Consider the following 23,609-nt stretch of genomic DNA (forward strand, 5'->3'; position numbering starts at 1 on the left):
TCGGCCCATGCCCACGCCTTACGGATCCCGCGGCGGCATGGCGTTCGGCGCCGCCGAGCTGCACGTGCTCAGGCGCCTCCTCGCCCACGCCCTCCAGCCCTCCACGGCCCCCCTGACGCCCTCCGAGGTCCAGGACTGCCTGCGCCTCGCCGCGTCGGTGGACGAAGCGGTCCTGGAGGCGGGCCGGCTCAGAGCGTTCCTGCTCGACGATCTCGCCCGCTACCGGGACGCCCTGCCCGGCAGCCTCTCCGGCTATCTGGAGCTGCTCCAGGACGCCCTGGCCGCCGGGTACGAGCCCGGGCCCGACGACCTCGCCGCCCTGCGCGCCCTGCGGGCCAACCCGGTCGCCGCCGCCGTCCTGGAGCGCGCCCAGGGCGTCGCCGAGCGGTCCGTGCGCCGCAGGCTCCGCACCGCCCCCGCGCCCCGCACCCGCCTGCTGGCCCTGGCCGGCGGCCGCGGGGAACCCCGCGCGGCGGACCCCGGCGCGAAGCCGGAGCGGCCGCGGCCCGCCCCCTCGCCCGAGGAGCCCCAGGGGCCCGGGCACCCCGGGCACCCCGGGCACCCCGAGCGCCCGGCGCGGCCCGTCCCGACCCCGGGCGAGGTCTTCCCGCCGCGCCGCAAGCCCACCCCGCCCCCGGCGGCCGGCCTCGCCGTGGGGTAGCTACGCTGGGGGGCATGGACTACGTCTCCGCGCTCGTGCCCCCCATCGTGATGGCCACGTTCTTCATCCTGCTCGTGAAGACGATCGTGAAGAGCCAGGGCGGATCCAACAAGGCCAAGGAGGACGCGGCCGTCGACGCCGTCCTCGCCCGCGCCGAGGCCACCCGCCAGCCGCGGAAGTAGCCGGCGCGCCGATGCCGTGGCCCGGGTGGACCCGCCCGGGTATTGGCCGCGCGTTGCCGCCCGAATAGTCGGGCAATTCATCCCAAGCCGCACTATCGTGCTGTTGTGCCTCGCCCCTTGGGAGAACTCGAAGACGCTGTGATGACGCGGGTGTGGCAGTGGAACCGCCCGGTCACCGTTCGGGAAGTCCTGGAGGACCTCCAGCAGGAACGGTCCATCGCGTACACCACGGTCATGACCGTTATGGACAATCTCCATCAGAAGGGCTGGGTCCGCCGGGAAGCCGAAGGCCGCGCCTATCGATATACGGCGGTCTCCACCCGCGCCGCCTACTCGGCCGCACTGATGAACGAAGCCTGGTCGACCAGTGACAGCCCCGCGGCCGCCCTCGTGGCCTTCTTCGGGATGATGTCCCAGGAACAGCGGGAAGCCCTCCGCGACGCCATCCGGATCGTCCAGCACGACGACGCCGAGGCCGCTCCCGCCCCCGACGCCGGCCCCGCCGAAGCCGAAGGGGAGTCCGGCGAGCAGCCCACCGCCCCGGGGCGATAGCGTCCGGGTATGGGAGAGCTTTCCACCGCAGACGCGAAAACAGTGACCATCCGCCGCGCGCGCACCCGTGATGTTCCGGCGCTGCGCCGCCTGCTCGACCAGTACGTGCAGCAGCGGATCCTCCTCGACAAAGCCCCCGTGGTCCTTTACGAGGACATCCAGGAGTTCTGGGTCGCGGAACGCGACTCCGACGGCCAGGTCGTCGGCTGCGGGGCTCTGCACGTCATGTGGGAAGACCTCGCCGAAGTCCGCACTCTCGCCGTCGACCGGGACCTCTTGGGAGCCGGCGTCGGACATCGGGTGCTCGCCAAGTTGTTGGAGACCGCCCGCCTGGTCGGGGTCAGCCGGGTATTCTGCCTGACCTTCGAAGTGGACTTCTTCGCGAAGCACGGCTTCGTCGAGATCGGCGAGACCCCGGTGGAGACCGATGTCTACATGGAGCTCCTGCGTTCCTATGACGAGGGAGTCGCGGAGTTCCTCGGTCTCGAACGAGTGAAGCCGAACACCTTGGGCAACAGCCGGATGCTTCTGCACCTCTGATCGATCACGGCCGCTTTTCCGGGCCGCAGCAGGCCTGAGGCCTATGTCCGAATCGCGTACGTTTCCCGCCTTGTTGAGGCCCTGAACCTCTCACCGGGGGTTTGTGTTTTCCAGGCAAAAGCGGTTTCCTTTCCGCGTACTGCATTTTCGATGAAAGGAAATCCGGTGGCACAGAAGGTTCAGGTCCTTCTTGTCGACGACCTCGACGGTGGCGAGGCGGACGAGACCGTGACGTTCGCTCTGGATGGCAAGACCTACGAGATCGACCTCACCACCGCCAACGCTGAAAAGCTCCGCGGGCTGCTCGACCCGTACACCAAGGGCGGCCGCCGCACCGGCGGACGCGTCTCCGCGGGCCGTGCCAAGGGTGGTCGCGCCGCCGCGTCGGCCGGCAATCCGGACACCGCCGAGATCCGCGCGTGGGCCAAGGAGAACGGCTACAACGTGAACGACCGCGGCCGTGTCCCCGCCGACATCCGCGAGGCCTACGAAAAGGCCAAGGGCTGAGGCGTACGCCTTCGCAGCCGTGCCCGGTGACATTCCGTCGCCGCCGCGGCCACCAGGCGTACGAGGTCGGGCCCGCAGGCCCGCTGTCCGGGACGGTGGCCCTGCCCCGGACCGGGCAGGGCAGGCAGTGACGCCTCGCACCCCAGCTCGGGGGGCCGCAGCCAGACGGCGGCCCCCCGAGGGCTTTCCCTCCCGTTCCGCCCCGGCGGCACGGGGGCGGCGATCCCGTCCCCGGCACCCAGGGCGGTGAGCTCCAGCGCCACCCCGCCCCACTCCAGCCAGTCGAGGAGCCCGTCCAGCTCCTCCGCGGCCCCCGGGGCCACCAGGAAGCCCATCCGGCCCCCGGCCAGCGCCACCGGGCCGGTGGCGACCGGGCGGCGCAGCAGGGCGGCACCGGCGTCGGCCGGCACCTCCAGCACGTCGAACCGGGTCCCGGTGACCAGCCGGCCGGGCGGCCCGCCGACGACGGCCCAGCCGAGCACCCGCTCGTACCAGGAGCGGACGTCCTCCTCGGGCGGGACGCGGGGCGAGGAGACGGCACTCGCGGCGGTGAGGGGCATGACCGGAGCAACTCCGCCCCGCGCCGCGGGGTTACGGAGTGCGGCCGATCCGGTGCGGAGCGTAAAGGTCCGCCGGGCGGAGTCCCACATTCGGGACACAAGCGTGTTCGCCCGTAGCGGAGGGACGTGTGCCCGGGGGCATGGAGTGTCAGTCCTTACGGGTAAGACATTCCTAGTGGATCGGGGCGACACGCTGATTTGAGCGGCTCCCGTTCGCCATCGGCGTACACGTGTGACGGGTATCTGCCTGGCCTGCGGGAACATCGTCTCGCACCATCGGGTTGGAGCAGTAGTCGGCTCTTACAGCCGGTTTTCCTCACCGACGTGGGGGTGAGCCGTGGACGGATGTCGGCAGTTGGAATGAGCTGTCCCGTCCCGCGGGACTAGCATGCGGAAGGACAGGGCGGGGACCGACCCCGAACTGCCCGACCGCTCTGAGGAGCGATAAACGATGTTCGAGAGGTTCACCGACCGCGCGCGGCGGGTTGTCGTCCTGGCTCAGGAAGAAGCCCGGATGCTCAACCACAACTACATCGGCACCGAGCACATCCTCCTGGGCTTGATCCACGAGGGTGAGGGTGTCGCCGCTAAGGCCCTGGAGAGCCTCGGGATTTCGCTCGAGGCTGTTCGCCAGCAGGTTGAGGAGATCATCGGTCAGGGGCAGCAGGCCCCGTCCGGCCACATCCCCTTCACCCCGCGGGCGAAGAAGGTCCTGGAGCTTTCGCTCCGCGAGGCCCTCCAGCTCGGCCACAACTACATCGGCACCGAGCACATCCTGCTCGGCCTGATCCGCGAGGGCGAGGGCGTCGCCGCCCAGGTCCTCGTGAAGCTGGGCGCCGATCTGAACAGGGTCCGGCAGCAGGTCATCCAGCTGCTCTCCGGCTACACCGGGGGCGGCAAGGAGTCGGCCACCGCGGGTGGCCCGGCCGAGGGCACCCCCTCGACCTCGCTGGTCCTCGACCAGTTCGGCCGCAACCTCACCCAGGCGGCCCGCGAATCCAAGCTCGACCCGGTCATCGGGCGCGAGAAGGAGATCGAGCGGGTCATGCAGGTGCTGTCCCGCCGGACCAAGAACAACCCGGTCCTCATCGGCGAGCCCGGCGTCGGCAAGACCGCCGTCGTCGAGGGCCTGGCCCAGGCGATCGTCAAGGGCGAGGTGCCCGAGACCCTCAAGGACAAGCACCTCTACACCCTGGACCTGGGTGCCCTGGTCGCCGGTTCCCGCTACCGCGGTGACTTCGAGGAGCGCCTGAAGAAGGTCCTCAAGGAGATCCGCACCCGCGGCGACATCATCCTGTTCATCGACGAGCTCCACACCCTCGTGGGTGCGGGTGCCGCCGAGGGCGCGATCGACGCCGCCAGCATCCTGAAGCCCATGCTGGCCCGTGGTGAGCTCCAGACCATCGGTGCCACGACGCTGGACGAGTACCGCAAGCACCTTGAGAAGGACGCGGCCCTTGAGCGCCGCTTCCAGCCGATCCAGGTGGCGGAGCCTTCCCTCCCCCACACGATCGAGATCCTCAAGGGCCTGCGCGACCGCTACGAGGCCCACCACCGCGTCTCCATCACGGACGAGGCCCTCGTCCAGGCGGCGACGCTGGCGGACCGGTACATCTCGGACCGCTTCCTGCCGGACAAGGCGATCGACCTGATCGACGAGGCCGGCTCCCGGATGCGCATCCGCCGGATGACCGCGCCGCCGGACCTCCGTGAGTTCGACGAGAAGATCGCGGCCGTGCGCCGCGACAAGGAGTCGGCCATCGACTCCCAGGACTTCGAGAAGGCGGCTTCCCTCCGTGATTCGGAGAAGCAGCTGCTCGCCGCGAAGGCCAAGCGCGAGAAGGAATGGAAGGCCGGCGACATGGACGTCGTCGCCGAGGTCGACGGCGAGCTCATCGCCGAAGTCCTCGCGACCGCGACCGGCATTCCCGTCTTCAAGCTCACGGAGGAGGAGTCCTCCCGCCTCCTGCGCATGGAAGACGAGCTCCACAAGCGCGTCATCGGCCAGAAGGACGCCATCAAGGCGCTCTCCCAGGCCATCCGCCGCACCCGTGCGGGTCTGAAGGACCCGAAGCGTCCCGGTGGCTCGTTCATCTTCGCCGGTCCGTCCGGTGTCGGTAAGACCGAGCTGTCCAAGACGCTCGCCGAATTCCTCTTCGGTGACGAGGACGCGCTGATCTCCCTCGACATGTCGGAGTTCAGCGAGAAGCACACGGTTTCCCGCCTCTTCGGTTCGCCCCCCGGCTACGTGGGCTACGAAGAGGGCGGCCAGCTGACCGAGAAGGTCCGCCGGAAGCCGTTCTCCGTCGTCCTCTTCGACGAGGTCGAGAAGGCGCACCCGGATATCTTCAATTCCCTTCTCCAGATCCTGGAGGACGGTCGCCTGACCGACTCCCAGGGCCGGGTCGTGGACTTCAAGAACACGGTCATCATCATGACGACCAACCTGGGTACGCGGGACATCTCCAAGGGCTTCAACCTGGGCTTCGCCGCCCAGGGCGACGTCAAGACCGGTTACGACCGGATGAAGGCGAAGGTCAACGAAGAGCTCAAGCAGCACTTCCGGCCCGAGTTCCTGAACCGCGTCGACGACACGGTCGTCTTCCACCAGCTCAGCCAGGAAGACATCATCCAGATCGTCGACCTGATGATCGCCAAGGTGGACGAGCGACTCCGCGACCGCGACATGGGCATCGAGCTCAGCGGTGAGGCGAAGATGCTCCTGGCCAAGCGCGGCTACGACCCGATCATGGGTGCGCGCCCGCTGCGCCGGACCATCCAGCGCGAGATCGAGGACCTGCTGTCGGAGAAGATCCTCTTCGGCGAGCTGCGTCCCGGTCACATCGTGGTCGTCGGCGTGGAGGGCGAGGGCGAGGAAGCCAAGTTCACCTTCCGCGGCGAGGAGAAGTCGGCGCTGCCCGACCTCCCCCCGATCGAGGCCACGGGCTCCGGCCCGGACCTGTCCAAGGGCGCGTAAGCGCCGGCGGCAGGCCGTAGTACGAAGGGGCGCCCCCGGGATCACCTCCCGGGGGCGCCCCTTCGTCGTGCCCCGCCCCGGGCGGCCCCACGAGGCCGTCGGCGGGGCTCCGGGGCCGCGCACCGCGCCCGTGCCCGCCCCGGGCCGCCCCGGCCGCCTCCGGGCCCCTGAGGGCGCTGAGGGGCGCTGAGGGGCGGGTTCCGGGCCCCGGGGGCCCGGTACGGGGATCCCGTGCAGGTGTCCCGGCCGGGCCCCCGGGCGGGTGCGGTCCCCCGGAGGGGCCTGGAGGCCGGTGACGCAGGCCACTTGGGCCCTTCGGCGCCGGTGACAAGCGGCACAGGGCAAAACGGACCTACTAGAACGACTCGTAGATTTCGCCGCCCGTTTTGTCCCCACTCCGTCGCAGTAGGGAGCCCGTCAACAGGTCCGAAAGCCCAGCCGTTCCTACGAGCCCGGGTAGTAAAAGGGGTGTTTGGGGAAGCCGGGAGGCCCGGGTTACCAAGGTTGAGCAAGCCCGGCAGCCACGGCCCACGGTCGCAGCGCCGGGTCCTTTCTTGCCCGATACACGCCCTGTCCCCGGCCCCGGAGGTCTCCACATGTTCGCGAAGCGCGTCAGCACCCGTCGTACCCGTATCGCCCTCGCCGCCACCGGTCTCGGTGCGGCCCTGGCCATCGGGGCCGGGACGACCGCCGCCTTCGCAGCAGAGGCCCCCGCCGCCCTCCCCGCCGTCGCCGAGCAGGTCTCCGTCCAGGCGCAGGCGCAGGCCCGGGCCGCCGCCGCGAAGGGCCTGTGGGACAAGCCCGTGAAGAGCTACACGCTGTCCGCGACCTTCGGCAAGGGCGGCACCATGTGGTCGCACAAGCACTCCGGCCAGGACTTCGCCGTCCCCGTCGGCACCCCGGTCAAGGCCGCCGCCGCCGGCACCGTCGTGAAGGCCGGCCCGAACGGCGGCGGCGACGGCCCCGCGTACGGCAACGCCGTCGTGATCAAGCACGCGAACAACACGTACTCGCAGTACGCGCACCTCTCGAAGATCCAGGTCAGGATCGGCCAGAAGGTCTCCGTGAAGCAGCAGATCGCGCTGTCCGGCAACACCGGCAACTCCAGCGGCCCGCACCTCCACTTCGAGATCCGCACCACCCCGAACTACGGCTCGGCCGTCAACCCGGTCGCCTTCCTGCGCACCGTCGGCGTCAGCGTCTGAGACGCCCCCGGGCCTCGCGGGATCCCCGCGGGCCCCGGCGGGATCAGATCAGCCACGAGTGCGTCGGCCGGGTCTTCTTGTCGAGCTTGTTGTTCTTCAGGCCCGTGATCTGTTCCTGCCCCAGCGCGCGGTCGAAGATCCGGACGTGGTCCAGCGGACCGTCCCACGCGGCGCTCCAGATCCCGTGGTGGCGGGCCCGGCCCAGCTGCAGCGGGCCGGGACCGGCCCAGATGCCGGACACCTGGGCTTGACCGGCCTGCTTGTCGTCGACCCACAGCGCGATGGTCTTCTTCTCCGCGTCGTACGTCCCCGTCAGCAGGGCCCACGTCCGCGTCGTGTCGACGTTGTCCACGACCACCTGCTGGGCCGTCGCGGCCTGGCCCTTGTCCCCGGTCTGCACCCGGAACACCCAGGCCTTCTTGCCGTTGACGACCTCGAAGCCCAGCTCGAAGGAGTACGAGTCCCCGTCGCCCTGGCTGACCGCCATCCGCGAACCGGTCTCGGCCACGTTGTAGGCGCGCGTGGAGACGGTGAAGCTCTTCGAGACGTCCACGGCCGCCTCGGCGCCCTGCGCGTACGAGTCCGCCGCCCCCTTGAACCTGACCTCGGTCCGCTTGGCCAGCTCGCCCAGCGAGGCACCCGGGCCGAGCGCGATGCCCATCTTGCCGCTGCGGTCGCGCAGCAGGTTCGGCTCGCCCGCAACGGTCGGGGAGTCGTCCTCCGGGGTCTTGGGGTCCGGGGACTCCGCCGAGCCGGAAGGACCGGGGGAGCCGGAGGAGGCCGTCACGGGACCCTTGCCCGGGTCGTCCGAGCCGCCCAGGACGAAGAAGGCCGCGCCGCCGGCCACCAGCGCGACCACCAGGGCGCCGATGCCGATGGTCAGCAGCCTGCGCTTGCGCCGCTGCGCCTCCGTGCGGTCGGCCATCGCCTGCCAGTCAGGCTGCGCGGCGGCACCGAAGGGCTCGGGCGCGGGCGCGAGCGGTTCCGCGGCGAGCGGGGGCTGCGCCTGCGGCGGGCCGAAGCCGCCCTGGCCGCCGGCCGGTCCGCCCGGTACGGGCTCGGGCTGGTAGGGGTTCGAGGCGGCGCCGGGGGCGGGCTCTCCGGGCTGCGGATAGCCGTACCCGCCGGGTATCCGTCCCGGCGGGTATCCGTAGCCGCCGCCGCTCCCGGGGGCGGGGTCGGGCTGGGGGCCGTGCGGGCGATCCGTACCGTCAGTCATGGCACGGATGCTAAAACATCGCGGTGCGCGGGCGAACGGCCGCGTCAGCCCGGCAGCTGGACGATCGGGAAGCTGCCCGTCGCCGTCGGGGCGTGCTCCGGCAGCCACAGCACCGCCACCGCCCCCGCCGCGGCGCCCCCGCCCGTCGCCTCGCCGGGGCCCGCCACGTTGCGGAACGTCAGCCGGGCCCCCAGGACCCGGGCCTGGCCCTCCGCGATGGTCAGCCCCAGCCCGTGCCCGACGCCCGCCCGGTCCGTCGACCCGGTCCGGAACCGGCTCGGCCCCTCCAGCAGCAGCGCCTCGGGGAATCCGGGGCCGTGGTCCCGCACGCGCACGACCCGGCCCTCGATGTCGACCTGGATCGGCGGCCGCCCGTACCGTGCGGCGTTGGCCAGCAGGTTCCCGAGGATCCGCTCCAGACGGCGCGGGTCGGTGCTGACGATCTCGTCCGCGACGACCCGTACCGAGGCCTCCGGCATCAGCGTGGACACCCGCCGGCTGACGAACTCGCCCAGCGCCACGTCCTGGAGCTCGGCCCGCTCGGACGCGCTGTCCAGCCGGGCCACCTCCAGCACGTCCTCGACCAGGGCCCGCATCGCCCGCGCCCGGTCGAGCACCAGCTCCGTCGGGCGGCCCGGGGGCAGCAGCTCCGCGGCCGTGAGCAGGCCCGTCACCGGGGTCCGCAGCTCGTGCGCGATGTCCGCGGTCACCCGCCGTTCGGCCTCCAGCCGCTGCTGGAGGGCGTCCGCCATGGCGTCCACGGCCCGTGCGAGATCGTCCGTCTCGTCCCGTACGACACCGCCCACCGCGTCCCGCACCCGTACGTCCGGATCCCCGTGCGCCACCCGCTGCGCGGCGGCCGCGGCCTTGCGCAGCCGGCTGGAGATCTGGCCGCCGATGAGCACGCCGAGGGCCGAACCCCCGATCACGACGGCGAGGGAGCCGACCACCAGCGCCCGGTCCAGGTCGCGCACCATGTTGGCGCTCTCCTGGAACCGGTGGCTCAGGGAGAGCACCTGCCCGTTGCCGAGGGGGACGGCGGCCCACACCACGGGCCCCTTGCGGGACTCCTGGACGTAGGTGCCGCGCCGTCCCGACCGGGCCTTCTCGCGCAGTTCCGCGGGCAGATCGGGGTCGTTGAGCTTCGCGCCCCAGATGGGCTTGCGGCCGGCGTCGGTGCGGGCGATGAACTGCACCCGCTCCAGCTCGGCCTCGCGGGCGCTCTCCAGCATCGACACGCGGGCAGCGCTGTGCACCACCAGGCTGAGCGCCAGCGCGGTGAGCGCGCCGACGGCGGCGATGGCGAGCGTGATCTTCCAGCGGATCCCCGTGCGCAGGGTGAAGCGCCTCATGCGGTCGCGGTCCTCATGGTCCTCATGCGGTCGCGTCCCTCATGACCCTCGTTCCTCATGCCTTGAGCTTGTATCCGAAGCCCCGGACCGTCTCGATCCGGTCCTGGCCGATCTTGGTGCGCAGCCGCTGGACGTGGACGTCCACGACGCGGGTGTCACCGCCCCAGTCGTAGTCCCAGACCCGTTCCAGGAGCCGGTCGCGCGACAGGACGGTACCCGGTGCGGAGGAGAACTCCAGCAGCAGCCGCATCTCGGTCGGCGTCAGCGCGACGGAGGCGCCCGCCTTGCGGACCTCCATGCCCTCGGTGTCGACCTCCAGGTCGCCGAAGGACAGCACCCCGCGTTCACCGGAGCCGTCGGCCCCGTCGGCGTTCGAGGCGCCGTTCTGCGGGCCGCCGGCGTGGCCGAAGCGGCGCAGCACGGCGCGGATCCGGGCGACGAGGACGGAGCCGTCGAAGGGCTTGGTGACGTAGTCGTCCGCGCCCGCCTCCAGGCCCAGGACCACGTCGATGGAGTCGGCGCGGGCCGACAGCATGATCACGGGGACAGTGGACTCGTCGCGGATGCGGCGGCACAGGCTCACGCCGTCCATCCCGGGCACCATCACGTCGAGGAGGGCGATGTCCGGACGGTCGGCGCGGAAGGACTCCAGCCCGGACAGTCCGTCGGGCATGGCGGTGACCACGAAGCCGTCGCGTTCCAGCGCCAGCGTCGTGGCCTCGCGGATGACGTCGTCGTCCTCCACGAACAGCACATGGGTCTCGGCCATGCCCACCCTCACCTCGTCAGCTCTTCGGCGATACGGCCGGGGCGGGAGGGCTCCCGCCGTCGACCACATTGCTGTAGTCCGTGTGCACCCGGTCCTGTTCGGTGAACCGTTCCCCGTTCCAGCGGTACGTGATCACGTCCTCGCCCGACGGGTAGGCGAGCGCGTCGTTCTTCCCGTAGACCGGTTTGTTGAGCACCAGCTCACCGCGGTCGATCTCCGCGTAGACGGGCGGCTGCTCGTCCGAGAAGACATTCTCGTACTTTCCTCCGTCGGCCCGGTACACGTACGAGCCGCGGCCCATCGCGTCCGCGCAGGACAGCACGTTGACGACGATGTCGACGACGGTGTTCCCGGTGACCTTCCCGTAGCTGACGTCGATCGGGTACTGCTGGCCCGTGCAGGGCTTGAGGTCGCGCTTGACGGCGGCGCTCACCTTCGGGTCCGCCTTGAGCAGGGCCACGGGGTCGACCCGCTTGGCCGTTCCGGCGGACGCGGCGGGGGAGTGGTCCGTGGCGGCCGGTTCGCTGGCCCCGTCGCTCGTCGGCTGGTTGCTCCGGGACACGGTCTCGGTGTGGGCGGGGCCGCCGTCCTTGAGGCCCGTGCCGCCGGTGGAGCAGCCGGCCGCGAACAGCACTGTGCCGACGAGGACGACCGTCCCCGCCGACATCAGTACCAGAGAGCCTCTACCGCCCGGGTCTTGGCCAGTCAGGCCGCGCACCGCTCCCGCCCCTCGTCACGGATGGTGTGGTCACCGCGTTCGAGCGCGCGCATGTCCAGGTCCCGGCTCTCCAGTTCCTGACGGAGCCGGGCCAGTGCGCGGTGCAGGGTGCTCTTCACGGTTCCCGCCGACATACCGAGCGCCGCGGCCGTTTCCTCGGTGCTCATCTGCTCCCAGTGTCGCAGCACCACCACACTGCGCTGCTTGGGCGCGAGCACCTTGAGGATGTCCATCAGCAGGGCGCGGTCGGCGCGCTGGTCGGAGCCGTCCTCGACGGAGGCGTCCGGGAGCTGCTCGGTGGGGACCTCGTCGAGCTTGCGGGCCCGCCACCACTCGGTACGGGTGTTGATCATGACGCGGCGGAGGTAGGCGTCGGCCAGCGACTTGTCGGCGATGCCCTCCCAGCGGCCGTAGGTGCGTACGAGGGCGGTCTGGAGGAGGTCCTGGGCGTCCGTCGGGTCCGGGACCAGGCGCCGGGCACTGCGCAGCAGGGCGTCCTGCCGGGTGCGTACGTACTCCTCGAATTCGAGTACCTCGCCGTGCGCCATCTCAGACCGCCTCCGTTCCGACCAACCGCTCATGCGCTGGCTTGTGGATCCGAAGTTACGGACGGGTTGTCACGGCACTGTGCGGGTCAGCCTTCGGTGGGCGCACGGACACCCGTAGGTTGTGTAACAGTGCCTGTGAGCTGGGGTTTCGCGGCCCGAAGCGGAATGATCGAGTCAACTTCGAGCCGCGCTCCGGCCGGCCACCGGGGGCGTTCGGATTTCGTCGGTCAGCTCTGCGGCAGCCGGTACATGCCGTGCGCGAGCGGCTCCACCAGCCCGTCGGACACCAGCCCGTCCAGCGCGCGCGCCCGCTGCACCGGTTCGTTCCAGACGGTGTCGAGCACCGACTGCGGAACCGGACCGACCGCTTCGCGCAGCACGGCCAGCAGCTTCCCGCGCACCTGCCGGTCGGTCCCGGCGTACGTCTGCCCGCGCCGCGGCGGTCCCTCGTGCGCGGGCTTCCCGGCCAGCCGCCACGCGCACAGGCCCGCCACCGGGCAGCGCGCGCAGTCCGGGTTCTTGGCCGTGCACACCAGCGCGCCCAGCTCCATCGACGCCGCGGCCCAGCGGGCCGCCGTGGCCTCGTCGTCGGGCAGCAGTTCCCGGGCCAGGCGCCGCTCGGCGGCCGTCGTGGCGTTCGGCGGGTACTCGACCCCGCTGGACGCGCGGGCGAAGACCCGGCGCACGTTGGTGTCCAGCACCGCGTGCCGCTGCCCGTACGCGAAGGAGGCCACGGCGGCGGCCGTGTACTCGCCGATCCCCGGCAGCGACAGCAGCTGGGCGTGGTCGCTCGGTACGTCGCCGCCGTGGCGTTCCGTTATCGCGACGGCCGCGCCGTGCAGGCGCAGCGCCCGGCGCGGGTAGCCGAGCCGCCCCCAGGCCCGTACGGCCTCGCCCGGCGCCTCGGCGGCCAGGGCGGCGGGCCGTGGCCACCGGGCGAGCCACTGCTCGTAGACCGGCAGGACCCGGCTGACCGGGGTCTGCTGCAGCATGAACTCGCTGACCATGACCCCCCAGGGGCCGGCCTCGGGGCGGCGCCAGGGCAGGTCACGGGCGTGCTCGTCGAACCACGCGATGACGGGGGAGTGCAGCGCGTGGGTGCGCGGAGGACCGGCGGGGGACGCGGGGGATGAGGCAGATGCAGTCATGGCAGACGCATCCTGGCACGTTTCGGGCCTACGCCGCCCGGCCCGGCCCGGTGAACCAGACGGCGACGGGGGTGCCGCTCGTGCGGACCGCGGCCGTCACCCGGGCCAGCGGGTTCGTGAGCACCAGTACGGCGAGGGTGGCCAGCGAGGCCCCCAGCAGCAGGCCCATCGCCACGTCGTGCGGGTAGTGCACCCCGACGAAGACCCGGGAGAACGCCATCAGCAGGGCGACGGGCACGGTCAGCAGGGCGAGGCGGGGCACGGCCAGCGCGAGGGCGACGGCGGCCGCGCCCGCGATGGCGGAGTGGTTGCTGGGGAAGGACCAGTCCCCGTACGGCGGGCAGGGGACGAGCGAGGCGGCCGCCCCGGCCACCGCCCGGCAGGGCCGTTCCTCGTTCACGGTGGACTTCACCAGCTCGGAGGCGACGTAGACGAGTGCGGTGGCGAGCGGGGCGAGGACGGCGAGCGCCACCGCCCGGGGATCACCGTGCCCGCGCGCACGCCACCAGACGGCTATGAAGAGCAGACCGAAGAGCAGCAGTCCGAATTCGGTCCAGACTTCGAACGCCCACCGCACCCAGGAGGGCGTGGAGTGGGCGAAGTCGGTGATGTCGCGGTAGAGGGCAGAGCTGTCCATGGTCACCGACGGTACTCAAACCTCCGTTCCGGCGGCGTCAGCACCTTGGCCGGATCTCGTCCCTCCCGTGTACGCCCGCAGGATGATCATCGGCAAAACCTGCCGGATGTGCGGCATGGGGGACGCTGATCGCGGCACGAGTTCTCGTAAGGTTCGGTCCGTGGGATCTCTGCGCAATCCGGTCGGGCCGCTCCCCTCCTCCATTTACTGGCGACGGAGGGCCGTGCTGGCGTCCGTCGCGGCGCTCTTGGCGCTGCTCGCCGTATGGACCGTCAGTTCCGGCGGAGGTACGTCGAGTACGAACGGCAAGGGCGGCGGCGACGGCTCCGGACCCGTGCGCACGATCACCCCCGGCCCCTCGGGCTCCGGGCCGGCGATCAGTCAGGCGCCGGGCGGACGGGGCGACTCGGGCGCCGCCTCGGGCGGCGGGGGCAAGAACGGTGAGACGGGCGGCGGTTCGGGCTCGGGGTCCGGCTCCGGTTCCGCTTCGGGCTCCGGCGGCTCAGGCTCCGCGGCCGGCGGCTCCCCGGCACAGGTGCCGGCGGACTCCCCGCTCCCGACGTGCCCGGCGAGCGCGCTGCAGTGGGAGGTCAAGAGCGTGAAGAACGAGTACGAGACGAACGAGAAGCCGCGTCTCGAACTCCTCGTCCGCAACATCTCCGGCAGCACCTGCAAGTTCGGACTCGGTCCGCGGCAATCCGTCGTGACGATCTTCCAGACGCAGGGCGCCAAGGCCGTCTGGTCCTCCGCGGACTGCCCGGCGAACGCGGCGAACGCGTTCTTCCGGCTGCCGGCGCAGGGAGAGACGAAGCAGGCGGTGGAGTGGGACCGGAAGCTGAGCGCGCCGGACCAGTGCCAGACGCCTCCGGCGGGGAGCCCGGCGGCTGACACGTATGTGGTCGAGGTGAAGTCCCCGGGCCTTCCGGTGGCCCGCACCTCCTTCGTCCTGAAGCAGGACTGACCCCTCTTGGCCGCCTGCGGGTGGGTGCCGCCGCGCGGATCGGTCCCCTACCCGCCCTTCCACCGTTCCCCGGGCTGCGCCCGGATCGGCCGGCCGTCGGGGTCGGGGTCGCGCCGGTCACCGCACGGCGCTCCGCGCCCGCGCCCCGAACTCCCCCAGCCAACGCTGGGAGGTGCCCCTGGCGGGGCCGGGTCACCGGGGTGCCGTCAGACGTAGCGTTCCAGGATCGACGACTCCGCCAGGCGGGACAGGCCCTCGCGGACGCTGCGCGCACGGGCCTCGCCGACGCCGTCCACCGTCTGGAGGTCGTCCACCGACGCCGCCAGCAGCTTCTGCAGCCCGCCGAAGTGCTCGACCAGCCGCTCGATGATCGCCCCCGGCAGCCTCGGCACCTTGGCCAGCAGCCGGTACCCGCGCGGCGACACCGCCGAGTCGAGGGTCTCCGGCGAGCCGGTGTACCCCAGGGCCTTCGCCACGATCGCCAGTTCCAGCAGTTCCGGATGGGTCAGCGCGTCCAGCGCCGGCAGCGCTTCCTCCACCGTGCGGGAACGCTTCGCCGTCGGCTCCGGAACGTAGTCCCGGATCACCAGCTCCCGCTCCTGCTCGATGCCGACGGTCAGTTCGTCCAGCTGGAGCGACAGCAGTCGTCCGTCCGTGCCCAGTTCGACCACGTACTCGGCGATTTCCGTCGCGATCCGGCGGACCATTTCCAGCCGCTGGGCGACCGCCGTCACGTCGCGGACGGTGACCAGGTCCTCGATCTCCAGCGCCGACAGCGTCCCCGCGACCTCGTCGAGCCGCAGCTTGTACCGCTCCAGGGTGGCCAGCGCCTGGTTCGCCCGCGACAGGATCGCCCCGGACTCCTCCAGGACCCGCCGCTCCCCGTCGACGTAGAGGGCGATCAGCCGCATCGACTGGGACACGGAGACCACCGGGAAGCCGCACTGCTTCGAGACGCGGTCCGCGGTGCGGTGCCGGGTGCCGGTCTCCTCCGTCGGGATCGACGCGTCGGGCACCAGCTGCACGCCGGCCCGCAGGATCTTGGTGATGTCCTTGTCGAGGATGAGCGCGCCGTCGAGCTTGCACAGCTCGCGCAGCCGGGTCGCGGTGAACTCCACGTCCAGGACGAAGCCGCCCGTGCACATCGCCTCGACGTTCTTGTCCATGCCGAGGACGATGAGCCCGCCCGTGTTGCCGCGGACGATCCGCTCCAGGCCGTCGCGCAGGGGCTGACCAGGCGCGACGGCGCTCAGCGAGGCGCGCATCAGCGCGTCGTGCTTGGAGCTCGCGCCGGACTTCCCGGGTGCTGATGCCCCGTCCTTGGCTGCCACTGCACTCCTCCGGTCGCGGGTTGCGCCGCCTGCGTACAGCCGGGCGGACCAGCACAAAGTCTACCGGCGCGGGCTGTGCGCCCGCCGTGCCTTGGCGCGCATCGCCGCGACGGGGGTCCGTACGGAGGCCCGCGCGGGTCCCCTGACCTGGCCCGGGAGGGCCCGCGGGAGGTCCGGGCCGGCCCGCGTGCGGAGGCTCTTATTCCGCTGCGCGCTCCTTCGCCGGGGTGCGGGAGCGGCCGCGCGGCAGGACCCGCAGCGCGTCGCCCACGTCCGCGACCTCGGTCACCTTCATCCCCGCGGGAACCTTCCCCGGATCCGCCGGCACCAACGCGTGCGTGAAGCCCAGCCGGTGCGCCTCGGACAGCCGCCGCTGCACACCCGTCACCCGCCTCACCTCGCCGGCGAGCCCGACCTCCCCGATGGCGACGAGGTTCTTCGGCAGCGGCACGTCACTGGCGGCCGAGGCCAGCGCGAGCGCGATCGCGAGGTCGGCGGCGGGTTCGGTGAGCTTCACGCCGCCCACGGTCGCGCTGTAGATGTCCCGCTTGCCGAGCGCGGTGATCCGCCCGCGCTGCTCCAGCACCGCCAGCATCATCGAGACGCGCGAGGTCTCCAGGCCGGAGGTGGTGCGGCGAGGGGAGGGGATCTGCGAGTCGACGGTGAGCGCCTGCACCTCGGCGACCAGCGGGCGCTTGCCCTCCAGGGTCACGGTCAGGCAGGTGCCCGGCACCGCCTCGGCCCGCCGGGTCAGGAACAGCCCGCTGGGGTCGGCGAGCCCGGTGATGCCCTCGTCGTGGAGCTCGAAGCAGCCGACCTCGTCGGTGGCGCCGTAGCGGTTCTTCACACCGCGTACGAGGCGCAGTCGCGCGTGGCGGTCGCCCTCGAAGCTGAGGACCACGTCCACCAGGTGCTCCAGCAGACGGGGGCCGGCGATCGCCCCGTCCTTGGTGACGTGGCCGACCAGGAGGGTGGCCATGCCCCGTTCCTTGGACGCGCGGATCAGCGCGCCGGCCACCTCCCGGACCTGGGCCATGCCGCCGGGCGCGCCGTCGATCTCGGGGGAGGCGATGGTCTGTACGGAGTCCAGGACCAGCAGGGAGGGCTTCACCGCGTCGAGGTGGCCCAGTACGGCGGACAGGTCGGTCTCGGCGGCGAGGAAGAGGTGGTCGTTGAGGGCGTTGATCCGGTCGGCGCGCAGCCGGACCTGGCTCGCGGACTCCTCGCCCGTGACGTAGAGGGTGCGGTGGTCGCCGGTGGCCGCCTTCGCCGCGACGTCGAGCAGCAGGGTCGACTTGCCGACGCCGGGCTCGCCGGCGAGGAGGACGACGGCGCCCGGGACCAGCCCGCCGCCCAGGACGCGGTCCAGTTCGTCGACGCCGGTGCTGCGCGCGGTCGCGGTGCGGCCGTCGACCTGGGCGATGGGCAGGGCGGGCGCGGAGACGCGGCCGGCCGCGGTGGTCCGTACGGCGGGCGCCCCGCCCATCTCCTCGACGGTGCCCCACGCCTGGCATTCGGGGCAGCGGCCGAGCCATTTCGCGGTCGTCCAGCCGCACTCGGAGCAACGGTAGGACGGCCGGTCCTTGGCGGACGAGCGGGAGGTACGGGCAGCAGCCATGCGGCCCACGGTAACCGCAGCCACCGACAGCCCCGGCCGTACGGGCGTCAGGGGCGCTGTCAGCGGGGTACCGATCTGTTCACCCGTAAGGGCTAAAACTGCTGAAGGCTTCCGGGGCGTCACCGGCGCGCCGCCTACGGTCGCCAGGTGAACAGCAGCAACCAGGGAGACCCCGCATCGCGCACCGGCGCACACCGGGCGCACGGGCGCACGCCCTCGGCGGACCCGGCGTACCCGGGGGCACCGGCGGCCCCCGCCCGCCCGGCGGCCCCGGACGAACAGCCCCCGCCCTCCCGGCACGAGCCCTACCTGGACGGACTGTTCACCTACTGCCTCTCCGTCCTCTGCGACCACGACACCGCCACCGAGGTGCTCGGGGACGTCCTCGCCGTCGCCGAACGCCATCCCGGCCGGTGTCCCGACGAGGGCGGCCGCCGCGCCTGGCTGTACGCCCTGGCCCGCTGGGGCTGCCTGAGCCGGCTGGCCGAGCGGCGGAGCGCACGCCAGGGGGCGCATTCCGCCCGGCGTACGCCGGAGCACACGAACGCCGGGCATGCTCCGGGGGAGCGCCCCGGGTTCGACGTCAGCGCCCACCGCCGTACCGAGCTGGCCCGGCTCGCCTGGCCCGAGGCCGCCGGCACCACCCCCGAGCAGCGCGAAGCCCTCGAACTCGCCGTCCGCCACCGCCTCGGCGTCGGTGAACTCGCCGCCGTCCTCGGCACCCCCGCCGCCGCCGCGCGCGAACTGCTGTCCGGCGCCGCCTGCGAGGTGGAGCGCACCCGCGCCGCCCTCGCCGTCGTGGAGACCGGCAACTGTCCGGCCGTGGCCCGCCTCACCGGCGACCAGGGCGACGGCGCCCCCGGCGACGTACTGCTGTCCAGCACCCTGCGCGCCGAACTCGTCCGCCACGTCGACGACTGCCCGCGCTGCCGCCGCGCCGCCGAACGCGTGGGCGCCGGCGCCCCCTGGCCCGGTACCGGCGGCGTCCACGCCGCGCTCCCGCTGGTCCCGGCCCCCCGCCCCGCCCTGCACGCCGCGATGCTCCGCTCGGGCCGGCGCCGCGGCGGGCGCCCCGGACCGCGCTTCGACCGGACCGGTTTCCCCATGGACCCCAAGGACCGCGCCGCCCGGCGCGACCGGCTCCGGGCGCGGGCCGTGACCACCACCGTCGTCGCCACCGTCGTCGCCGCTCCCGTACTCGCCCTGTGGGCGGCGTACCGGGGCGCCCCCGTCACCGGTGAACCCGTCGGCGCCGACGGCACCCGCGTCTCCGCCAGCGAATCGCAGATCCCGCCCCCGTACGCGGCCGAGGGGCGCCCCCTGACCGCCTACGAGAACACCGGCAACACGGCGCACACCACCGGCGAGCCCGGCTTCGCCCCCGGCGCCGCCGGCCCCGACGTCTCCGTCGAGGTGATCAGCACCGGCCCGCCCGCCACCCCCGGAGCGGACGCCCCCGGCGCCCCCGGCCGGCTCACGGTCGCCGCCACCACCCGCGGCTCCACCACCCTGCTCACCCTCACGGCCTCCGGCGGCGGCCCCGTCGACTGGCGGCTCTGGTCGGACGCGCCCTGGCTGCGCGCGAGCCGCACGGCGGGCACCCTCGCCCCCGGAGAATCGGTCATCCTGCGGATCACCGTGGACGCCGGGGCCCAGCCCGTCGGCGCCTGGAGCGCCCGCGTCGGGGTGGACCCGGCCGGCGCGATGATCGTCGTCCAGGGCCGCGGCCGCCCGGCCCCCACCCCGGACCCGCCGCAGCCCACGCCGACGCCGACCCCGGACCCGCCGCAGCCCACCCCCACGCCGACACCGACCCCCACCCCGACGCCCACGCCGACCCCGACGCCCACACCGACGGACCCCCCGGCCCCGGAGCCGTCCTCAGGAGGAACGGTTTCCCCCGGACCGGCCCCCTCCGGGCCCTGACGCCGTCAGGAGCGGTCCACCGGGGGCACCGGATCCGCGGGATGCGGTGCCATCGGCAGCAGCGAGGCCAGCCGCGCCTCGCACAGCCTCACCAGCTCCGCGTACCCCTCCGCACCCATCAGCTCCGTCAGCTCCGCCCGGTACGACACGTACACCGGGTCGCCGGCCCCGTGCGCGGAGGTCGCCGACGTGCACCACCAGTGCAGGTCGTGACCGCCCGGGCCCCAGCCGCGCCGGTCGTACTCGCCGATCGACACCTGCAGGATCCGGGTGTCGTCGGGGCGGTCGATCCAGTCGTACGTACGGCGGATCGGCAGCTGCCAGCACACGTCCGGCTTGGTCTCCAGCGGCTCCTGGCCCCCCTTGAGGGCCAGGATGTGCAGCGAGCACCCCGCCCCGGCCGGGAAACCGGGCCGGTTCAGGAAGATGCAGGCCCCGTCCCAGCGGCGGGTCTGCTTCTCCCCGTCGTCGTCGAGCTGCGTCCAGCCGGACTCGCTCCCGACGTCGTGGAACTGCCACAGCTCGGGGGTGAGCCGCGCCACGTGCTCGGCGACCCGCTTCTCGTCGTCCTCGTCGGAGAAGTGCGCCCCGAGGGTGCAGCAGCCGTCATCGGCCCGCCCGGCCTGGATCCCCTGGCAGCCACTGCCGAAGATGCAGGTCCAGCGGGAGGTCAGCCAGGTCAGGTCGCAGCGGAAGACCTGCTCGTCATCGGCGGGGTCGGGGAATTCCACCCAGGCCCGGGGGAAGTCGAGCCCCTTCTCGTCCGGCTCCTCGCCCTTGTCCTTCTTCGACCGGGTCTTGTTGGCCTTCTTCGTATTTGGCACAAAGCCCAGCCTAAGGGCCCCTTGCTCCGCTCCTCCGCGTTCGGCCCAGTAGCGTTTCCCGCATGAGACTCGGTGTCCTGGATGTGGGTTCGAACACGGTCCATCTGCTGGTGGTCGACGCGCACCCCGGCGCGCGCCCGCTGCCCGCGCACTCGCACAAGGTGCAACTGCGCCTGGCGCAGCTCCTGGACGAGCGCGGGGCCGTCAGCGCGGACGGCATAGAGCGCCTCGTCTCGGTGATCGGCGAGGCCGTGCAGGCCGCCGAGGACAAGGGCTGCGAGGACCTGCTGCCCTTCGCGACCAGCGCGGTGCGCGAGGCCCCCAACGCCGACGAGGTCCTCGCCCGGGTGAAGGCCGAGACCGGGCTGGAGCTCCCGGTGCTCAGCGGCGACGACGAGGCCCGGCTGACCTTCCTCGCGGTCCGGCGGTGGTTCGGCTGGTCGGCCGGCAAGCTGCTGGTCCTGGACATCGGCGGCGGCTCGCTGGAGATCGCGTACGGCATCGACGAGGAGCCGGACGCGGCCGTCTCCCTCCCGCTCGGCGCCGGCCGCCTCACCTCCGCCTGGCTCCCCGGCGACCCGCCGGACCCGGCGGACGTGAAGGCCCTGCGCCGGCACGTGCGGGCCAGCATCGCCCGCACGGTCGGCGAGTTCAGCCGCTTCGGCGCCCCGGACCACGTCGTCGCCACCTCGAAGACCTTCAAGCAGCTCGCCCGCATCGCGGGCGCGGCCCGGGAGGCGGACGGCCTGTACGTGCAGCGGGACCTGACCCGCAAGGCCCTGGGCGAGTGGGTCCCGCGACTGGCCGAGATGACCACCGCCGAACGCTCCGCCCTCCCCGGCGTCTCGGACGGCCGCGCCGCCCAGCTCCTGGCCGGGGCCCTGGTGGCGGAGGCCGCGATGGACCTCTTCGGCGTGGACGAGCTGGAGATCTGCCCGTGGGCCCTGCGCGAGGGAGTGATCCTGCGGAGGCTGGACCACCTGCCCCCCGGGGCGTGATCCTGCGGAGGCTGGACCACCCGCCGGGGCCCCGGCGATCATCGCCGGATGATCACGATCCTGACGCCCCGCGTCATCGAGGCGCTCGGCCGGTTCAACGACGCCCACCCCTGGGACCACAACGCCCACTACCACCCGTGGATCCTGCGGCAGCTGCCCCGCCGCCGCGCCCGCGCCCTGGACGTCGGCTCCGGCAGCGGCGACCTGGCCAGGGCGCTGACCGCGCGCGCCGCCGCCGTGCACGGGGTCGACGCCGATCCGCGGATCGTCGCGCGGGCCCGGGAGCTCACCCCCGCCGGGGCACCGGTGACCTTCGCCGTCGGGGAGGCCCTGGAGGAGGAGGGGACGTACGACGTCGTCACCTGCGTGGCCGTCCTCCACCACCTGCCGTTCACCGAGGCCCTCGGCCACTTCCGCGAGCGGCTCGCGCCGGGCGGGACCCTGGTCGTCGTCGGCGTGTACCGGGCGCGGACCCGCGGCGACCACCTCCTCGGCGCCGTCGCGGTCCCGCTGAACGCCGCCCTGGGATGGACCAAGAACAAGGGGCGTACGGCACCCCGCCCGGCCTCGATGACCGCCCCGACCAGGCCCGCGTCCATGACCTTCGCCGAGATCGCCCACGAGGCCGCCCGGCTGCTGCCGGGCGTCCGGCTGCGCCGTCGGCTGTTCTGGCGCTACACGCTGGTCTGGCGACGGCATTGAGACGGCTTCCGGGGCCGGGCCGCCCCGGCGGGGCAGGGGCCCCGTAATCTGTCCCCGTGGCAGAACCAGTCCGTATCCCGACCACCACCACCCCGAAAGTCGCGCTCTCCACCGCCTCCGTCTACCCGGAGTCCACGGCGACCGCCTTCGAGATCGCCGCCCGCCTCGGCTACGACGGCGTCGAGGTCATGGTCTGGACGGACCCGGTCAGCCAGGACGTCGACGCCCTGCGCCGGCTGTCGGACCATCACGGGGTGCCGATCCTGGCCGTCCACGCCCCCTGCCTGCTCATCACCCAGCGCGTGTGGTCCACCGACCCCTGGATCAAGCTCCAGCGCGCCCGCGCGGCGGCCGAGAAGCTGGGCGCGAGCACGGTCGTCGTGCACCCGCCGTTCCGTTGGCAGCGGCAGTACTCCCGCGACTTCGTCACCGGGATCTGGCGGATGGCCGACGAGACCGACGTCCGCTTCGCCGTGGAGAACATGTACCCCTGGCGCTACCGCGACCGCGAGATGCTCGCCTACGCGCCCGAGTGGGACGTCACCAAGGACGACTACCGGCACTTCACCGTCGACCTCTCGCACACCGCGACCGCCCGTACGGACGCCACCGCCATGATCGACCGGATGGGCGACCGGCTCGCCCACATCCACCTCGCCGACGGCAACGGATCGGCCAAGGACGAGCACCTGGTCCCCGGCCGGGGCACCCAGCCCTGCGCGGAGCTGCTCACCGGCCTGGCCCGGACCTCCTTCGACGGGCACGTCGTCATCGAGGTGAACACCCGCCGCGCCATGTCGTCCGCCGAGCGCGAGGCCGACCTCGCCGAGGCGCTGGCCTTCACCCGCCTGCACCTCTCGAAGCCGGTGCGCCGCTCATGACGGAGCCGTCCGACCAGGCCGGCCCGTCTGGGCCCGCCGCCGAACCGGTCGAGCCGGTCGAGCCCGTCAAGCGCCGCCGCGGCCCCGGCCGGCCCCGCCAGGACGAGACCGACGACGGCCCCGGCACCCAGGAGCGGATCCGCCTCGCCGCCCGCGAGGTGTTCGCCGAACGCGGCTACGACAAGACCTCCGTCCGCGGCATCGCCAAGGTGGCCGGCGTGGACCCGGCCCTGGTGCACCACTACTTCGGGAGCAAGGACGACCTCTTCGCCGCCGCCATCGAGGTGAGCATGGAGCCCGCCCTGGTGGTCCCGGCGATCATCGGCGACGGCCCCGAAGGCATCGGCGAACGGCTGGCCCGCTACTTCCTCGGCATCTGGGAGAACCCGGTCTCCCGCGCCCCCCTGCTCGCCGTGATCCGCTCCGCCCTCACCCACGAGGCCGCGGCCAAGGTGCTGCGCGGCCTGATCCTGCGCCGGGTCCTGGAACGGGTCGCCGCCGACCTCGACGTACCGGACCCGACGCTGCGGGCCGAGCTGGCCGCCTCCCACATGATCGGCATCGCGCTGCTGCGCTACGTGGTCCGCGTGGAGCCGCTCGCGTCCGCCGACCCGGAGCGGATCGTCGCCCTCGTGGCACCCACGCTCCAGCGCTACCTGACCGAGGAATGAGCCCGTCGTCCCGGCATCCGGACGAGCTGTCCGGATCGCGGGCGGTGGGCGTAGCTTTGTAACCGAGCCATATCCGCAGTCGCGGCTGACCGTACAGCCGCACTCATGGGGAGTGAAACCGC

General features: G+C 72.7%; 24 protein-coding genes. 13 read left to right on the forward strand and 11 right to left on the reverse strand.

Annotation, left to right across the window (positions count from 1 at the left end):
- Positions 1 to 7 precede the first annotated feature (7 nt).
- The 5 genes from OG295_RS19395 (at position 8) to OG295_RS19415 (ending at position 2,442) form a co-directional block, all read left to right on the forward strand.
- Positions 8 to 661, forward strand: coding sequence for a hypothetical protein (locus OG295_RS19395; protein ID WP_371678001.1), 654 nt, complete (start codon positions 8 to 10; stop codon positions 659 to 661).
- A gap of 14 nt (positions 662 to 675) precedes the next feature.
- Positions 676 to 843 (forward strand): hypothetical protein, encoded by a 168-nt coding sequence (locus OG295_RS19400; RefSeq protein ID WP_371678002.1) that lies wholly within the window; start codon positions 676 to 678, stop codon positions 841 to 843.
- Positions 844 to 948: 105 nt separating this feature from the next.
- Positions 949 to 1,395: a BlaI/MecI/CopY family transcriptional regulator gene (locus OG295_RS19405; protein ID WP_371678003.1), complete on the forward strand. Its 447-nt coding sequence runs from the start codon at positions 949 to 951 to the stop codon at positions 1,393 to 1,395.
- A 9-nt stretch (positions 1,396 to 1,404) separates the two neighbouring features.
- Positions 1,405 to 1,935: an amino-acid N-acetyltransferase gene (locus OG295_RS19410; protein WP_371678004.1), complete on the forward strand. Its 531-nt coding sequence runs from the start codon at positions 1,405 to 1,407 to the stop codon at positions 1,933 to 1,935.
- 165 nt (positions 1,936 to 2,100) lie between these two features.
- Entirely contained in the window at positions 2,101 to 2,442 is a 342-nt protein-coding gene (locus tag OG295_RS19415; RefSeq protein WP_030236840.1) for an Lsr2 family protein, read from the forward strand.
- Here the strand turns inward: OG295_RS19415 and OG295_RS19420 are convergent.
- Complete coding sequence (locus OG295_RS19420) at positions 2,421 to 3,002, reverse strand: SCO3374 family protein (RefSeq protein ID WP_371678005.1); 582 nt, start codon at positions 3,000 to 3,002, stop codon at positions 2,421 to 2,423. The two genes, OG295_RS19415 and OG295_RS19420, sit on opposite strands and share 22 nt — an antisense overlap.
- Before the next feature lie 451 nt (positions 3,003 to 3,453).
- On the opposite strand from OG295_RS19420, the gene OG295_RS19425 reads away from it, so the two are divergent.
- Entirely contained in the window at positions 3,454 to 5,979 is a 2,526-nt protein-coding gene (locus tag OG295_RS19425; protein WP_371678006.1) for an ATP-dependent Clp protease ATP-binding subunit, read from the forward strand.
- A 596-nt stretch (positions 5,980 to 6,575) separates the two neighbouring features.
- Positions 6,576 to 7,184 carry a M23 family metallopeptidase gene (locus OG295_RS19430; protein ID WP_371678007.1) on the forward strand — a complete coding sequence of 203 codons (609 nt, stop codon included), beginning with the start codon at positions 6,576 to 6,578 and terminating at the stop codon, positions 7,182 to 7,184.
- Positions 7,185 to 7,227: 43 nt separating this feature from the next.
- On the opposite strand, the gene OG295_RS19435 is transcribed toward OG295_RS19430, so the two are convergent.
- From OG295_RS19435 to OG295_RS19465, 7 genes are all read right to left on the reverse strand, one after another.
- On the reverse strand, positions 7,228 to 8,403 hold the full coding sequence (locus OG295_RS19435) for a LamG-like jellyroll fold domain-containing protein (RefSeq protein WP_371678008.1): 1,176 nt from the start codon (positions 8,401 to 8,403) through the stop codon (positions 7,228 to 7,230).
- Between the two features lie 44 nt (positions 8,404 to 8,447).
- Positions 8,448 to 9,755 carry a two-component system sensor histidine kinase CseC gene (cseC, locus tag OG295_RS19440; RefSeq protein ID WP_371678009.1) on the reverse strand — a complete coding sequence of 436 codons (1,308 nt, stop codon included), beginning with the start codon at positions 9,753 to 9,755 and terminating at the stop codon, positions 8,448 to 8,450.
- Between the two features lie 55 nt (positions 9,756 to 9,810).
- Positions 9,811 to 10,524, reverse strand: a complete 714-nt coding sequence (cseB, locus tag OG295_RS19445; protein WP_371678010.1) for a two-component system response regulator CseB — start codon at positions 10,522 to 10,524, stop codon at positions 9,811 to 9,813.
- A 16-nt stretch (positions 10,525 to 10,540) separates the two neighbouring features.
- Positions 10,541 to 11,191, reverse strand: coding sequence for a hypothetical protein (locus tag OG295_RS19450; protein ID WP_371678011.1), 651 nt, complete (start codon positions 11,189 to 11,191; stop codon positions 10,541 to 10,543).
- A gap of 38 nt (positions 11,192 to 11,229) precedes the next feature.
- Entirely contained in the window at positions 11,230 to 11,790 is a 561-nt protein-coding gene (locus OG295_RS19455; protein ID WP_030236813.1) for a SigE family RNA polymerase sigma factor, read from the reverse strand.
- A 227-nt stretch (positions 11,791 to 12,017) separates the two neighbouring features.
- Entirely contained in the window at positions 12,018 to 12,938 is a 921-nt protein-coding gene (locus OG295_RS19460) for an A/G-specific adenine glycosylase (protein ID WP_371678012.1), read from the reverse strand.
- Between the two features lie 28 nt (positions 12,939 to 12,966).
- On the reverse strand, positions 12,967 to 13,575 hold the full coding sequence (locus OG295_RS19465; RefSeq protein ID WP_371678013.1) for a phosphatase PAP2 family protein: 609 nt from the start codon (positions 13,573 to 13,575) through the stop codon (positions 12,967 to 12,969).
- A gap of 223 nt (positions 13,576 to 13,798) precedes the next feature.
- Here OG295_RS19465 and OG295_RS19470 point away from each other — a divergent pair, with 223 nt between their 5' ends.
- Positions 13,799 to 14,536, forward strand: a complete 738-nt coding sequence (locus OG295_RS19470) for a hypothetical protein (protein ID WP_371678014.1) — start codon at positions 13,799 to 13,801, stop codon at positions 14,534 to 14,536.
- 206 nt (positions 14,537 to 14,742) lie between these two features.
- On the opposite strand, the gene disA is transcribed toward OG295_RS19470, so the two are convergent.
- Both disA and radA read right to left on the reverse strand, forming a co-directional pair.
- Positions 14,743 to 15,867, reverse strand: a complete 1,125-nt coding sequence (gene disA / locus OG295_RS19475) for a DNA integrity scanning diadenylate cyclase DisA (protein ID WP_030236804.1) — start codon at positions 15,865 to 15,867, stop codon at positions 14,743 to 14,745.
- Between the two features lie 199 nt (positions 15,868 to 16,066).
- Positions 16,067 to 17,485: a DNA repair protein RadA gene (gene radA / locus OG295_RS19480; RefSeq protein ID WP_266839796.1), complete on the reverse strand. Its 1,419-nt coding sequence runs from the start codon at positions 17,483 to 17,485 to the stop codon at positions 16,067 to 16,069.
- 147 nt (positions 17,486 to 17,632) lie between these two features.
- Here radA and OG295_RS19485 point away from each other — a divergent pair, with 147 nt between their 5' ends.
- A complete protein-coding gene (locus OG295_RS19485; protein ID WP_371678015.1) occupies positions 17,633 to 19,411 on the forward strand; it encodes a hypothetical protein in 1,779 nt (592 codons plus the stop codon).
- A gap of 5 nt (positions 19,412 to 19,416) precedes the next feature.
- Here the strand turns inward: OG295_RS19485 and OG295_RS19490 are convergent, their stop codons facing one another.
- On the reverse strand, positions 19,417 to 20,235 hold the full coding sequence (locus OG295_RS19490; RefSeq protein ID WP_371678016.1) for a hypothetical protein: 819 nt from the start codon (positions 20,233 to 20,235) through the stop codon (positions 19,417 to 19,419).
- A gap of 62 nt (positions 20,236 to 20,297) precedes the next feature.
- Here OG295_RS19490 and OG295_RS19495 point away from each other — a divergent pair, with 62 nt between their 5' ends.
- Genes OG295_RS19495 through OG295_RS19510 form a run of 4 tightly spaced genes read left to right on the forward strand, consistent with a single transcriptional unit; the run spans position 20,298 to position 23,487 of the window.
- Complete coding sequence (locus OG295_RS19495) at positions 20,298 to 21,233, forward strand: Ppx/GppA family phosphatase (RefSeq protein WP_371678017.1); 936 nt, start codon at positions 20,298 to 20,300, stop codon at positions 21,231 to 21,233.
- A 51-nt stretch (positions 21,234 to 21,284) separates the two neighbouring features.
- A complete protein-coding gene (locus OG295_RS19500; RefSeq protein ID WP_371681235.1) occupies positions 21,285 to 21,935 on the forward strand; it encodes a class I SAM-dependent methyltransferase in 651 nt (216 codons plus the stop codon).
- A 56-nt stretch (positions 21,936 to 21,991) separates the two neighbouring features.
- Positions 21,992 to 22,816 (forward strand): sugar phosphate isomerase/epimerase family protein, encoded by an 825-nt coding sequence (locus OG295_RS19505; protein WP_371678018.1) that lies wholly within the window; start codon positions 21,992 to 21,994, stop codon positions 22,814 to 22,816.
- Positions 22,813 to 23,487 (forward strand): TetR family transcriptional regulator, encoded by a 675-nt coding sequence (locus OG295_RS19510; RefSeq protein ID WP_371678019.1) that lies wholly within the window; start codon positions 22,813 to 22,815, stop codon positions 23,485 to 23,487. Before OG295_RS19505 ends, OG295_RS19510 begins: the two co-directional genes overlap by 4 nt.
- The last annotated feature ends 122 nt before the right edge of the window (positions 23,488 to 23,609 follow it).

It is taken from the genome of Streptomyces sp. NBC_01276 (assembly GCF_041435355.1).
Lineage (GTDB): Bacteria > Actinomycetota > Actinomycetes > Streptomycetales > Streptomycetaceae > Streptomyces.

What these genes read in the sequence shown, in the direction of transcription:
- OG295_RS19410 (WP_371678004.1), top strand. Translation starts at nt 1,405, where the DNA reads ATGGGAGAGCTTTCCACCGCAGACGCGAAAACAGTGACCATCCGCCGC.
- OG295_RS19430 (WP_371678007.1), top strand. Translation starts at nt 6,576, where the DNA reads ATGTTCGCGAAGCGCGTCAGCACCCGTCGTACCCGTATCGCCCTCGCC.
- cseB (WP_371678010.1), bottom strand. Translation starts at nt 10,524, where the DNA reads ATGGCCGAGACCCATGTGCTGTTCGTGGAGGACGACGACGTCATCCGC.
- OG295_RS19400 (WP_371678002.1), top strand. Translation starts at nt 676, where the DNA reads ATGGACTACGTCTCCGCGCTCGTGCCCCCCATCGTGATGGCCACGTTC.
- OG295_RS19460 (WP_371678012.1), bottom strand. Translation starts at nt 12,938, where the DNA reads ATGACTGCATCTGCCTCATCCCCCGCGTCCCCCGCCGGTCCTCCGCGC.
- OG295_RS19465 (WP_371678013.1), bottom strand. Translation starts at nt 13,575, where the DNA reads ATGGACAGCTCTGCCCTCTACCGCGACATCACCGACTTCGCCCACTCC.
- cseC (WP_371678009.1), bottom strand. Translation starts at nt 9,755, where the DNA reads ATGAGGCGCTTCACCCTGCGCACGGGGATCCGCTGGAAGATCACGCTC.
- OG295_RS19455 (WP_030236813.1), bottom strand. Translation starts at nt 11,790, where the DNA reads ATGGCGCACGGCGAGGTACTCGAATTCGAGGAGTACGTACGCACCCGG.
- OG295_RS19395 (WP_371678001.1), top strand. Translation starts at nt 8, where the DNA reads ATGCCCACGCCTTACGGATCCCGCGGCGGCATGGCGTTCGGCGCCGCC.
- OG295_RS19435 (WP_371678008.1), bottom strand. Translation starts at nt 8,403, where the DNA reads ATGACTGACGGTACGGATCGCCCGCACGGCCCCCAGCCCGACCCCGCC.
- OG295_RS19510 (WP_371678019.1), top strand. Translation starts at nt 22,813, where the DNA reads ATGACGGAGCCGTCCGACCAGGCCGGCCCGTCTGGGCCCGCCGCCGAA.
- OG295_RS19450 (WP_371678011.1), bottom strand. Translation starts at nt 11,191, where the DNA reads ATGTCGGCGGGGACGGTCGTCCTCGTCGGCACAGTGCTGTTCGCGGCC.
- radA (WP_266839796.1), bottom strand. Translation starts at nt 17,485, where the DNA reads ATGGCTGCTGCCCGTACCTCCCGCTCGTCCGCCAAGGACCGGCCGTCC.
- OG295_RS19495 (WP_371678017.1), top strand. Translation starts at nt 20,298, where the DNA reads ATGAGACTCGGTGTCCTGGATGTGGGTTCGAACACGGTCCATCTGCTG.
- OG295_RS19420 (WP_371678005.1), bottom strand. Translation starts at nt 3,002, where the DNA reads ATGCCCCTCACCGCCGCGAGTGCCGTCTCCTCGCCCCGCGTCCCGCCC.
- OG295_RS19425 (WP_371678006.1), top strand. Translation starts at nt 3,454, where the DNA reads ATGTTCGAGAGGTTCACCGACCGCGCGCGGCGGGTTGTCGTCCTGGCT.